At 69.8% G+C, this 11,773-nt stretch carries 10 protein-coding genes; 7 read left to right on the forward strand and 3 right to left on the reverse strand.

Annotated elements, in window-relative coordinates:
• The first annotated feature begins 15 nt into the window (after positions 1 to 15).
• A complete protein-coding gene (locus FHR33_RS33890) occupies positions 16 to 915 on the forward strand; it encodes a coiled-coil domain-containing protein (RefSeq protein ID WP_183656514.1) in 900 nt (299 codons plus the stop codon).
• Positions 916 to 1,107: 192 nt separating this feature from the next.
• Here the strand turns inward: FHR33_RS33890 and FHR33_RS33895 are convergent, their stop codons facing one another.
• A complete protein-coding gene (locus tag FHR33_RS33895; protein WP_183656517.1) occupies positions 1,108 to 2,373 on the reverse strand; it encodes a GH1 family beta-glucosidase in 1,266 nt (421 codons plus the stop codon).
• A 36-nt stretch (positions 2,374 to 2,409) separates the two neighbouring features.
• Between FHR33_RS33895 and FHR33_RS33900 the strand changes: the two genes are divergently transcribed.
• Complete coding sequence (locus FHR33_RS33900; RefSeq protein WP_183656520.1) at positions 2,410 to 3,069, forward strand: TetR/AcrR family transcriptional regulator; 660 nt, start codon at positions 2,410 to 2,412, stop codon at positions 3,067 to 3,069.
• Here FHR33_RS33900 and FHR33_RS33905 read toward each other — a convergent pair.
• Complete coding sequence (locus FHR33_RS33905; RefSeq protein ID WP_183656523.1) at positions 3,041 to 3,964, reverse strand: aldo/keto reductase; 924 nt, start codon at positions 3,962 to 3,964, stop codon at positions 3,041 to 3,043. The genes FHR33_RS33900 and FHR33_RS33905 overlap by 29 nt on opposite strands.
• An 80-nt stretch (positions 3,965 to 4,044) precedes the next feature.
• On the opposite strand from FHR33_RS33905, the gene FHR33_RS33910 reads away from it, so the two are divergent.
• Together FHR33_RS33910 and FHR33_RS33915 are read left to right on the forward strand one after the other, a co-directional pair.
• Positions 4,045 to 4,404 carry a MerR family transcriptional regulator gene (locus FHR33_RS33910; RefSeq protein ID WP_183656527.1) on the forward strand — a complete coding sequence of 120 codons (360 nt, stop codon included), beginning with the start codon at positions 4,045 to 4,047 and terminating at the stop codon, positions 4,402 to 4,404.
• A 60-nt stretch (positions 4,405 to 4,464) separates the two neighbouring features.
• Positions 4,465 to 5,898, forward strand: a complete 1,434-nt coding sequence (locus FHR33_RS33915) for a peptidoglycan D,D-transpeptidase FtsI family protein (protein WP_183656529.1) — start codon at positions 4,465 to 4,467, stop codon at positions 5,896 to 5,898.
• On the opposite strand, the gene FHR33_RS33920 is transcribed toward FHR33_RS33915, so the two are convergent.
• Entirely contained in the window at positions 5,895 to 7,757 is a 1,863-nt protein-coding gene (locus FHR33_RS33920; RefSeq protein WP_183656531.1) for an ABC transporter ATP-binding protein, read from the reverse strand. The genes FHR33_RS33915 and FHR33_RS33920 overlap by 4 nt on opposite strands.
• Before the next feature lie 944 nt (positions 7,758 to 8,701).
• On the opposite strand from FHR33_RS33920, the gene FHR33_RS33925 reads away from it, so the two are divergent.
• Genes FHR33_RS33925 through FHR33_RS33935 form a run of 3 tightly spaced genes read left to right on the forward strand, consistent with a single transcriptional unit; the run spans position 8,702 to position 11,716 of the window.
• Positions 8,702 to 10,000, forward strand: coding sequence for an ABC transporter substrate-binding protein (locus tag FHR33_RS33925; protein WP_183656533.1), 1,299 nt, complete (start codon positions 8,702 to 8,704; stop codon positions 9,998 to 10,000).
• A gap of 13 nt (positions 10,001 to 10,013) precedes the next feature.
• Positions 10,014 to 10,919 (forward strand): carbohydrate ABC transporter permease, encoded by a 906-nt coding sequence (locus FHR33_RS33930; protein ID WP_183656537.1) that lies wholly within the window; start codon positions 10,014 to 10,016, stop codon positions 10,917 to 10,919.
• Positions 10,919 to 11,716, forward strand: coding sequence for a carbohydrate ABC transporter permease (locus tag FHR33_RS33935; protein WP_183660461.1), 798 nt, complete (start codon positions 10,919 to 10,921; stop codon positions 11,714 to 11,716). The genes FHR33_RS33930 and FHR33_RS33935 overlap by 1 nt, the downstream gene beginning before the upstream one ends.
• Positions 11,717 to 11,773: the final 57 nt, after the last annotated feature.

Below are 11,773 nucleotides of genomic sequence, written 5' to 3' on the forward strand. Positions count from 1 at the left end.
GAGGGGAGGACGAGCGTGAGATCAGGGCGTCGTGCCGTGCTCGCCGCCACTCTCGTCGCGCTGCTCGCCACCCCGCTCCCGCACGTGGCGGCCGCTGACCCCGACAGCCAGTCCAAGCTGCGCAAACTCACCAAGCAGGCCACGGCGCTCAACACCGTCTACCGGGGCACGATCGAGAGCCTCGAGGACACCAGGCTGTCGGCCAAGCGGGCCACCGAGAGGGCGGCCAACCTCAAGGCGTCGCTGGCCGCCGCCAGGGTCGAGGTGACCCAGATCGCGCAGACCACCTACATCCAGGGGCCGCTCGACGGCACCAGCCTCTTCACCACGGGCGGCGAGCCGTACCAGGTGCTCGGGCAGGCGGCGAACATGGCCTACCTGGCCGCGGAGCGCACCTCCACGCTCAACCGCGTCGAGGCGATGGTCGCCGACGCGCAGAAGGCGAAGAAGGACGCCGACGAGAAGATCGACGACCTCGAGCGCGACATCAAGAAGATGCAGTCCAAGCGGCGCGACATCGAGAAGCTCCTGGCCAAGTACGGCATCCAGCAGCCAGGAAGCGCCTCGGGTCTCACCCAGCGCATGATCACGCTGCGCGACGAGGTCATGCGCAACTTCCCGATGTTCTACGGCGTCGGCTGCCTGCGCGTCGGCGACCCGGGCGAGCACGGCAAGGGCCGCGCGTGCGACTTCATGATGAGCCCGGGCGGCAGCATGGCCACGGGCGCCAACCTGGCCAGGGGCGACGAGCTGGCGCAGTGGCTGATCGCCAACGGCTCGCGCTACGGGGTGATGTACATCATCTGGAAGCAGCGCTACTACGACATCCGCACCGGCGGCGGCTGGGACATGATGTCCAACCGCGGTGGCGTCACCGCCAACCACTGGGACCACGTCCACGTGTCGGTGTTCTGAGCCGGCCTTCCGCGCCCGCCCGGTGACGCGGGCCCTGGAGCGGCGCAGGTCTCCAGGGCGTGGGCCACTCCTTCGGCCGTCTGGCGGCACAGGTTTGCCGCCCGCCGTCGCACAGGCCCTCCCCGTCGTCGGGGATGCCGGCCACGGTCGAGGGCGGGTGGAGCGGGCGTAGGCCCGGCGGGGGGCGGCGGGCTACTGGCGGGCGAGGAAGTCCTTGTACCAGTGGTAGGAGGCGCGGGGCGTGCGGCGGCCGGTGGGGAAGTCGACGTGGACCAGTCCGAAGCGCTGGTGGTAGCCCTCGGCCCACTCGAAGTTGTCCAGCAGCGACCAGACGAAGTAGCCGCGCACGTCGACGCCCTCGTCCTGGGCGGCGCGGAGGGCGGTGAGGTGGCCGTCGAGGAAGTCGACGCGGGCCTGGTCGTCGAGTTCGGGGTAGGAGCAGCCGTTCTCCGTGACGTACACGGGAGGCAGCGCGTCGCCGTAGCGCGCCCGCAGGCCGACGAGCAGCTCGCGCAGGCCGTCGGGGACGACGGGCCAGCCGAAAGCCGTGGTGGGGTAGCCGGTGATGCCGAGGTCGGTCCACGGCAGCGAGTCGTCGGTCGGGGTGCCGATCCGCGTCGGGTTGTAGTAGTTGACGCCGAGCCCGTCGAGCGGAGCGGAGATGATCTCCAGGTCTCCTTCGCGGACGCAGTCGAGCGTCACACCGTACGCCGACAGGTCGGGGTAGGAGCCCAGCAGCACCGGATCGTTGAACAGGCGGTTGTGCAGGATGTCGTAGGCGTCGCCCGCGGCGGCGTCCTCCGCCCAGACAGGCGTGCAGTTGTTGGTGATCAGCACCCGCTCGGCCCCGGCCGCCCGCAGCGCCCCCACGGCCAGCCCGTGCCCGAGCAGCTGGTGGTGGGCGACGGGGAGGGCGTCGAGCATGAGGGCGTGGCCGGGAGCGTGCACGCCCATGGCGTAGCCGAACACCATGTGCACGAACGGCTCGTTGAGCGTGATCCAGCCGCTTACCCGGTCGCCGAGGCGTTCGGCCACGGTCGCGGCGTAGTCGGCGAAACGGTGAGAGGTGTCGCGGTTCAGCCAGCCGCCCCCGTCCTCCAGGGCTTGGGGCAGGTCCCAGTGGAAGAGCGTGGGTAGCGGGGTGATCCCGCGCTCGCACAGCCCGTCCACGAGCCGGTCGTAGAAGTCGAGGCCCTTCGGGTTGACCGGCCCCGAGCCCTCGGGCTGGATCCTCGGCCACGACAGGGAGAACCTGTAGGCGTTGACGCCGAGGTCCGACATGAGCGCCAGGTCCTCAGGCCAGCGATGGTAGTGGTCGCATGCCACGTCTCCGGTGTGCCCGTCACGGGTTCTGCCGGGCTGGCGGGCGAAGGTGTCCCAGATGGAGGCGCCGCGGCTGTCCTCGTCTGCGGCGCCCTCGATCTGGTAAGCGGCGGTGGCCGTACCCCACAGGAACATAGTTGGTCATCCTAAACATGGGCCAGGATGAGGGGTATGACGAGTACTCTGCGCCGCCGTCCCTCCCAGCGCCGCAGCGCCGAGCGGGTCGAGCGCATGCTCGACGAGTGCGCCACGCTGCTGGAGGAGGTGGGCTACGACGGGCTGACCACCAAGGAGGTCGCCCGCAGGGCCGAGGTGCCCATCGGCACCTTCTACCAGTTCTTCCCCGACAAGCAGGGCCTGGTCAGGGCGCTCGCGATGCGCAACCTCGACAGGTTTCTCGTCAGGGTCACCGACAGGATCGCCGCGGCCGAGCCCGCGCACTGGTCGCAGCTGTCCGACCTGGCGATCGACGAGTTCGTGGCGATGAAACGCACCACGCCGGGCTTCGCGGTGGTCGACTTCGGCGAGGTGCTGCCCTCCCCGGGGGGCCCGGCGCTGCAGGGCACCAACCACATGCTCGACAGCGTCCTGGAGAACAGCGCCGTGGTCGCCCAGCGGCTGCGCGCCCTGGTCGCGGGGTTGCACGACAAGCCGGCGGGGGAGGGCCTCGACCTGGCCCTGCGCGTGGCGGTCGAGGCCGCAGACGCGGTGCTGAAGCTGGCCTTCCGCACCCACCCCCAGGGCGACGCCACGCTGATCGCCGAGTGCAAGCAGCTGGTGCGCCGCTACCTCGCCGAGCACCTCAGCGCGGCTCGTCCAGACGCGCCATGAGCGCCTCGTCGAGCGTGATCCCTGCGGCGCCGATGGCCTCGTCCAGCTGGGCCGTCGTCGTCGCTCCCACGATCGGCACCAGACCCTGGGCCAGCAGCCACGCCAGCACCACCTGGTTGGGCGTGGCGCCCAGCTCGTCCGCGACCTCGCGCAGCGCCCGCAGCCGTCCCGTGGTCCCGCTGTGGTCGTAGAACTCGGGAACGGGCCGGTCTGCCCTGGTGTAGGCGCCTGACATCAGCGTGTTGTACACCCACAGCGTGAGGTCCCTCTCCTCTCGCGCGTAGGCCAGGCTCTCGTCGGTGGCCAGGACGTGCCCGCTCTCGGGAAGCCTGGTCAGGGGCCTCGGACGCAGGTAGGTGTGGCGCAGCTGCAGCGCGGTGTAGGGCATCCAGCCGTGGGCCGCGGCGAGGTTCCTCGCCCGTTCGAGCCGCCACGTCACCATGTTGCTCGCGCCGAGCCTGCGGATGGCGCCGGCCCGCGCGAGCTCGTCGAAGGCCCCGAGAGACTCCTCCAGCGGGACGGACCTGTCGTCGATGTGCGACCAGTACACGTCGACGTAGTCGGTCCCCAGCCGCCGCAGGCTCCCCTCCACTCCGGCGCGTACGGCCTTGGCCGACAGTCCCTCCGCCGAGCCGAGCGTCCTGTCTCCCGCGATCGTCGGGCGTCCGCCGACCTTGGTGCTGAGCACGACGCTGTCACGGTTGCCGCGCGCGGCCAGCCAGGCCCCGATGGCCGCCTCGCTCTCGTCGCCGGTGCATCCCTCGTTCCAGAACGGATAGTTGTTCGCCGTGTCGATCATCGTGCCGCCCGCCTCGGTGAAGCGGTCGAGGAGCGCGAAGGTGTCCTTCAGACCGACCCTGGTGCCGAAGTCGATGGTGCCGAGTGCGATGTTCATGGCCGAGACTGTGCGACCTGGAGCGCACTCCATGTCAAGCGGTTGACCTGGAGTCCACTCCAGGTGGGAGGATCGGGCCCGTGAGCGTCTACACCCCTGCCGAAGTGGTCGAGGAGACCGGCTTCAGCATCGACACCCTTCGCTACTACGAGAAGATCGGCCTCCTGGCCCCCGTAGACCGCAACTCCGCGGGCCAGCGCAGGTTCTCCGAGGACGACCTCGGATGGCTCGGCACGATCAGATGCCTGCGCGACACCGGCATGCCGATCGCCGAGATGCTGCGCTTCGCCGAGCTGGTGCGCGCGGGCGACCACACCATCGCCGACAGGATCGCGCTGCTGGAGGAGCACGACCGGCGCGTCAGGGACCAGATCGACAACCTGGCCGAGCGCCAGCGCTACATCCACAACAAGATTTCCTACTACCGCAGCGTGCTGTAGCACGCGCTTGGGGTTGCGGTTGTTAGACCGGAAGGTATGGCCGGACCCCGGGCGAGACGAATGAACATCCCGCTGCGTCGTGTGGCGCTGGTGTGCGCGGTGATGATGTTCGCCCTTCTCGGCAACGTCACGGTCATCCAGGCTTTCAGGGCGCAGACGCTGAACGCCGACCCGCGCAACCAGCGCACGCTGATCGCCAAGTTCGACCATCCGCGCGGCAGGATCCTCACCGCCGACGGCACGGTCATCGCGGGCAGCCGCAGGGCGAGCGACGCCGGCTACAGGTACCGCCGCACCTACCCCGAGGGCAACCTCTACGCCGCCGTCACGGGGTACGCCTCCCTCTACACCACCACGGGACTGGAGCGGGCGGAGGACGCCAGGCTGTCGGGCAGCGATGCCAGGGTGCGGGTGCGCGCGCTGGTGAGGGACGGCACGATCGAGGGCGCCGACGTGCGGACCACGATCGACACGCGGGCCCAGCGGGCCGCCTACGCGGGGCTGGCCGCGACAGGCAGGCGCGGAGCCGCCGTCGCGATGGATCCGGCCACGGGCGCCATCCTGGCCATGGTCTCCTACCCGTCCTACGACCCCACCCTCTACACCACCTTCGACAGCGAGAAGCTGGCCAGGGCCGACGAGCAGTTGCGCAAGGATCCCGGTCAGCCGCTGCTCAACAGGGCGATCAACCAGAACTACCCGCCAGGCTCCACGTTCAAGATCGTCACCACCGCCGCGGGGCTGACCTCGGGCAGGTACACGCCGGACTCGCAGGTCGAGGCGCCCGCCCGCATGCCGCTGCCCGGCACCTCCATCGACCTGGGCAACGCAGGAGGCGAGGCGTGCGGCGACGGGCACCCGCCGGTGGCCTACGCCTTCCAGATGTCCTGCAACACCGCCTTCGCCAGGATGGGCATCGACCTCGGACAGGACGTGCTGCGCCGGCAGGCGGAGGCGTTCGGGTTCGACGACGACAGCCTGACCGTGCCGATGCCGGTCGCGCGGAGCGTCTACCCGGCAGGCATGGACCAGGCGCAGACGGCCATGTCGGCGATCGGGCAGTTCGATGACAGGGCGACGCCGCTCCAGATCGCGATGATGGCGGCGGCCGTGGCGAACGACGGCTCGCTGATGCGGCCGTACCTGGTGGAAGAGGTGCGCCTGCCGGACGGCTCGGTGGTCGAGCGGGCCGAGCCCTCGCGGTGGCGCTCCGCCATGAGCGCCCAGGACGCCGGCGCCCTCACGGCCATGATGGTCAGCGTCACCCAGCCTGGAGGCACAGGGGCGGCCGCCGCCATCCCAGGGGTGGAGGTGGCGGCCAAGACCGGCACGGCGGAGAACCTGCCGGGCGCCCAGGACCACGCGCTGTTCACCGCCTTCGCCCCCGCCGGCGAGCCGCGGGTCGCGGTCGGCGTGGTGGTCGAGCGGGCCGGATTCGGCGGCGACGTGGCCGCCCCCGTCGCCAGGCAGATCATGCAGGCGGTGCTGGACTAGCGGTAGGCCTGCGCCTGCAGGGTGTAGAGGTCGGCGTAGAGCCCCTCGACGGCCATCAGCTGCTGGTGCGTGCCCTCCTCCACCACCTTGCCGTGGTCGAGCACGTAGATGCGGTCGGCGTAGCGGACGCTGGCCAGCCGGTGAGTGATCAACAGCACCGTCCTGCCCTCGGAGTGGTGGCGGATGCGCTCGAAAAGCGCGTGCTCGGCCCTGGCGTCGAGCGCGGCGGTGGGCTCGTCGCAGATCAGCAGCGGCGCGTCCCTGTGGAAGCCGCGCGCCACCGCGATGCGCTGCCACTGGCCGCCGGACAGCTCGTGGCCGTCCTTGAAGCGGCGGTCGAGGAGCGTGCGGTAGCCGTGGGGGAGCTCGGCGATCACCTCGTCGGCGCCCGCGACCTCGGCGGCCGAGACCAGCGCGGGCTCGCCCTTGTCGGTGCCCATCGTGATGTTGTAGCGGGCCGTCAGCGGCCACCTGGTGTGGTCCTGGGCGATGACGGCGGTGGCCAGGCGCAGCTCATCGGGAGGAACCTGGCTCACGTCGAGGCCGTCCCACGTGACGGTGCCGCCCTCGGGCTCGTAGAGGCCTGAAAGGATCTTGGCGAGCGTCGACTTGCCCGAGCCGTTCTCGCCGACGAACGCGACCACCTCGCCCTTGTTGATCGTCACCGTGACGCCGCGCAGCGCGGGGCTCTCGGCGCCCGGGTAGGTGAAGGTGACGTCGTCGGCCCTGATCTCCTCGAAGGCGGTGGGCGCGGCGGTGGGCCTCGACTCGGAGATCCGCCGCTCGGCGTCGGCGCAGAAGTCGAGGAAGTCGGTGAAGTAGAGGCCCTCCTCGTAGAGCCTGTTGGTGGCGTACATCAGGTTGCTCAGCGACATCTGGCCCTGCCTGATCGCCAGGACGGCGGTGCGCGCCACGGCCAGCGGCAGCGCGCCGAAGGCCAGCAGCAGGCCGAGCGCGAGGTAGACCAGGCCGCTGCCGAGGCCGCCCAGCGCCTCGCCGACCAGCCTGGCCACGGTCTGCCGCCTGGCCAGGCGGAGCATGACCTCCTGCTCGGCCCGCGCCACCGCGTCGTACATCCGCAGCAGGAAGCCGCGCATCGTGAACGAGCGCACCTCGGCGGCGGGGGAGCGGTCGGCCAGCAGCTCGGCGATGATCCACTTGCGCCTGCTGGCGGGGATCAGGGAGTACATGGTCGTGTAGCGCATCCTGGCCGAGCGCACCGCCGCCCACGCGTCGGGCAGCACCGCGAGCAGCAGCAGCGGCAGCAGGACGGGATGCAGCACGCCGAGCACGCCCGCCACGGCGGCGATGCCGACCAGCGCCGTCATCACGTCGATGGCGGTCATCACCACCACGTCGGCCATCGACACGCCCCGCATCCTTGCCCGCTGGAGCGCGTCGTGGAAGTCGGGATCGTCGTAGGCGGCCAGGGGAACCCTGCTGGTCAGGCCGTACAGACGCTCCTCGGTGAGCCTGGAGACCTGGGGGTCGAGGCGCGACTGCGCCCAGCCGGCCGCGGCCTGCGTCACCGTGCGCAGCGCGGCGGCGACCGCCACCAGGGCCAGGCTGGGCAGCGCGGCGCGCACCCTGTCGGGCGTGGGGCCCTCGCGGAACAGCGCGTCGAGCACGCCTGTCGTGGCCAGCAGGCCGAAGGCGGTGAAGATGCCGCCGGCCAGGTTGAAGCCGATGGTGGCCGCAGTGTCGCGGGGGCTGGCCCGCCAGGCCATGCGCATCGCCTGCCCCACGAGGGCGGGCAGGCGCCTGGCGATGGTCAGGAAGCCGACCTCGGTCATCTTGTCGGTGTGGGCGTGCCAGTCGGAGAAGGAGATCTCGCCTAGTTCGAGGGGCTCGTCCGCCATACAAGGAGTGTGACCGGCGCCACTGACAATTCTCCACAGCCTTTCCGCCAGGGGCCGGTTGGCGCGCTGCGAGAGGGTCGGCGAGGAAGGGCCGCGCCGCCACCCGTCGCCGGCCGTGCCCCCGCATGCATAAGATCGCCTCGGGGCGGGTAATCGGTGTAACACTGTCGGTAACGCCACTTCCCCCTGGAGAAGCCGCTGTGCGCCTGAGGCCGCCCACCGAACCGAACGACTTCGTCGGCCGCGAGTCAGACGTGGACGCACCGCCGGGGCGCGCCGATCGCGGCCAGGGCGAGCGCGAGCAGGCGGCCGTGAGGCCGGCTCTCACGTACACAGGTGCCCGCTCCGCTCAGGTGACGCGGCCACACGGCGACCGCCTCTCTACACACCCTTGACCCCCCGCGGATACATGCCCGAATGGCCATCTCGGAGCATGTGCCAGGAGCGGGCTCGGCCTAGCGTTGCCTCTGTGATCGACCGGCGGCGCGCATCGCGAACCCAGGTGCGGGGGCGCCCGCACGCAGGGCGAGCACGGCCTGTCGATCCACCCGAGACGTCGCGTTCGCTGATGGGCCTGGCCTCCTCGGAGGGGTGGAGGTCGTGGTCCTGCGGGCGCGACAGCGGGCTCGAGCCGCGCAGGGCTCGAGCCCGCCCAGCCTTCTGCGGCGCCGGTCGAGTACACATGGCCATACATATGTGAGGCGCTCTGAAGCCGGGGGGCTCGCCGTGGCGTGGCCCTGGGTCGCCGGCGCCTGGCGGCCGGCCTTCCTGCCGACGCGTGGCGTGGCCTGCGCGCCCGACCGGCGATCGGGCCTCTGCAAAGAGAGCGCTCCCCGAATATGCCGAGCTGTTATCCGCACATGCCTTGACGTCGCCAAGTGCGAAGTGGGTTGATGGCCCTACTGACAACGTTGTCACCGACCGTGGTGAAGGAGCGGTGTGCGATGAGACGACGGTGGCTGGCAGGCATCACCATGGCGGCCCTGCTCGGTCTGGCGGCCTGCGGCGGAGGGGGAGGCACTCCGGCTCCCTCCGGCCAGGCGTCGGGCACGGGTGGCGGCGGCAAACAGCAGGTGGAGGTCTTCTCCTGGTGGACGGGCCCCGGCGAGGCCGACGGTCTGAAGGCCATGAAGGAGATCTTCGAGAAGGAGAACCCCAACCTCACGTTCTTCGACGCGGCGGTGGCAGGAGGGTCGGGCGACAAGGCCAAGGCGCTGCTGCAGTCCAAGCTCCAGGCCGACACCCCGCCCGACACCTTCCAGGGTCACGCGGGCGCCGAGCTGCTGGGCTACATCAAGGCGGGCGACCTCGAGGACCTCACCTTCCTCTATGACGAGCTCAAACTCAAGGACGCCTTCCCCGCCCAGCTCGTCGAGCAGATCAGCCACGAGGGCAAGATCTACTCGGTGCCGGTCAACATCCACAGGTCGAACATCCTGTGGTTCAACCCGAGCGTCCTGAAGGAGGCGGGCGTCGCGGCCGCGCCCAAGACGATCGAGGAGTTCATCGCGGCGTTGGAGAAGGTCAAGGCCAAGGGCAAGATCCCGCTGTCCATCGGCTCGGAGTGGACCGTCACCCACCTGATGGAGAGCGTCCTGCTCGGCTCGCTGGGCACCGACGCCTACAACGCGTTGTTCAAGCCCGGAGCCGACTGGGGCTCGGCCGCGGTCACCAAGGCGCTGAACGACTTCGCCAAGATCATGTCCTACGCGGGCGACCCGCAGGACGACTGGCAGCCGGCGGCCGCCCAGGTGGCCGAGGGACAGGCCGCCTTCAACATCATGGGCGACTGGGCCTACGGCTACTTCCACAACCCGCCGGAGGGCGGCCTCGGCAAGAAGTCGAAGACCGACTTCGACTGGGCCCCCTCGCCCGGCACCGAGGGCACCTACATGTGGCTGTCCGACAGCTTCACCCTGCCCAAGGGCGCCAAGAACAGGGACGGCGCCGTCGCGTGGCTCAAGGTCGCGGCCAGCAAGGAGGGGCAGGACGCCTTCAACCCGAAGAAGGGCTCCATCCCCGCCCGCAAGGACGCCGACGCCGCCCTCTACACCGACTACCTGGGCGACGCGCTGAAGGACTGGTCATCCAACAAGCTGGCCGGATCCGTCCAGCACGGCGTGGCCGTCAGCCAGCCCTGGCTCGCCTCGATCAACGAGTCGGTCGGTCTGTTCATCGGCACCAAGGACGTGGCCGCGCTGCAGAAGGGCCTCGTCGACGCGGCGGCGGCCAACGCCCAGTGAGGCAGGCACGGTGATGGCGAGAAAAGGCGGGTCCGCCCTGCGGCGGGCCCGCGCCTGGTTGCCGGGGCTGCTGCTGGTGACGCCCTCGATCATCGCGATCGGCGTGTTCGTCTACGGCATGCTCGGCTGGAACTTCAGCCTGGCGATGACCGACAAGCACGACGAGGTCTCCGAGGGGAACTTCGTCGGCCTGCAGAACTTCGTCGACATCTGGGACGAGCCCCGATGGCACCTGTCGGTCAACCACGCGATCCTGTTCACCGTCGTGTTCGTCCTCGGCGCGCTGGTGCTCGGCTGGTTCCTCGCCTTCCTGATGGAGAAGGGCATCAGGGGGGAGGGCACCTTCAGGGCGATCTACCTCTTCCCGATGGCGATCTCGTTCGTGGCGACGGGCATCGTGTGGCGCTGGCTGATGAACTCCGGCCAGGACGAGAGGGCCGTCGGCCTGAACCGGCTGTTCGACGTGGTCGGCCTGCCTCAGTGGGCCTGGTTCAGGGACCAGGACTGGGGCATGGCCGCCATGGCGATCCCCGCCATCTGGCAGATGTCCGGATATGTCATGGCACTCTTCCTCGCAGGGTTCAGAGGCATCCCTGAGGAGCTGCGCGAGGCCGCCCGAGTCGACGGCTGCACCGAGTGGGGCGTCTACCGGCACGTCGTGCTCCCACTGCTGCGGCCTGTCACGCTCTCCGCGCTGATCATCCTCGGGCACATCTCGCTGAAGACCTTCGACCTGGTCATGGCCGTGTCGGGCAAGCAGATCATCACCGACGTGCCCGCGGTGTTCATGTGGGTGGCCGTCTTCGACTTCCACGACCCTGCCAAGGGCGCGACCATCGCCGCCTACATCGTGCTGAGCGTGGCGGTCTTCGTCATCCCCTACCTGATCTGGTCGGTCCGCAAGGAGAGGCGCTCGTGATCCTCCGCCGTGGGTTGCTGATCGTCTTCGCGGTCGTCTTCCTGATCCCGGTCTACGTGCTGCTGGTCACCAGCTTCAAGCCGCTCACCGAGGCAAACCCGTCGCAGGCCTGGAACCTGCCGCAGGTATGGACCCTCGAGGCATGGCGGGTGGCGTGGGAGAAGCTGGCGCCCGGCATCTGGAACAGCGTGCTGCTCGCCGTGCCGGGGTCGCTGCTGTCGTGCGTGCTCGGCTCCATGAACGGCTACGTGCTGTCGAAATGGCGCTTCCCCGGCGCGGACGTGCTGTTCACGCTCTTCCTGTTCGGCATGTTCATCCCCTATCAGGGGGTGATGATCCCGCTGGTCCAGCTCATGGTGAACATCGGGTTGTACGGCGAAATCTCGGGGCTGGTGCTCGCGCACGTCGTCTACGGCATCCCGATCTGCACGCTCATCTTCCGCAACTACTACGTGACGATCCCCGACGAGCTGATCGAGGCGTCGAGGGTCGACGGCGCGGGCATGCTGCGCACCTACTGGTCGGTCGTGCTGCCGGTGTCGGCGCCCGCGTTCGCCGTAGTGATCATCTGGCAGTTCACCTCGCTGTGGAACGACTTCCTGTTCGCGGTCTTCCTCACCGGCCCGACGAGCTGGCCCACCACGGTCATGCTGAACAACATCGCGGGGGCGCAGGCCACGCCGTACAGCCAGCAGATGGCGGCGGCGCTGCTCGCCTCGATCCCGACGATGCTGATCTACCTGCTGCTCGGGCGCTTCTTCATGCGAGGGCTGATGGCGGGCGCGCTCAAGGGGTGAGCCGGGAGGTTGCGGGAGCAGACCACGCCGCGTCCCGCGCGGGCGCCGGTGACCGGG

The sequence above is a fragment of the Nonomuraea dietziae genome (assembly GCF_014195505.1).
GTDB classification, from domain to species: domain Bacteria; phylum Actinomycetota; class Actinomycetes; order Streptosporangiales; family Streptosporangiaceae; genus Nonomuraea; species Nonomuraea roseola.

Bases quoted from the DNA above. Each gene is read 5' to 3' on its own strand.
- FHR33_RS33920 (WP_183656531.1), bottom strand. From the start codon at position 7,757: ATGGCGGACGAGCCCCTCGAACTAGGCGAGATCTCCTTCTCCGACTGG.
- FHR33_RS33915 (WP_183656529.1), top strand. From the start codon at position 4,465: ATGAACATCCCGCTGCGTCGTGTGGCGCTGGTGTGCGCGGTGATGATG.
- FHR33_RS33925 (WP_183656533.1), top strand. From the start codon at position 8,702: ATGAGACGACGGTGGCTGGCAGGCATCACCATGGCGGCCCTGCTCGGT.
- FHR33_RS33930 (WP_183656537.1), top strand. From the start codon at position 10,014: ATGGCGAGAAAAGGCGGGTCCGCCCTGCGGCGGGCCCGCGCCTGGTTG.
- FHR33_RS33895 (WP_183656517.1), bottom strand. From the start codon at position 2,373: ATGTTCCTGTGGGGTACGGCCACCGCCGCTTACCAGATCGAGGGCGCC.
- FHR33_RS33900 (WP_183656520.1), top strand. From the start codon at position 2,410: ATGACGAGTACTCTGCGCCGCCGTCCCTCCCAGCGCCGCAGCGCCGAG.
- FHR33_RS33905 (WP_183656523.1), bottom strand. From the start codon at position 3,964: ATGAACATCGCACTCGGCACCATCGACTTCGGCACCAGGGTCGGTCTG.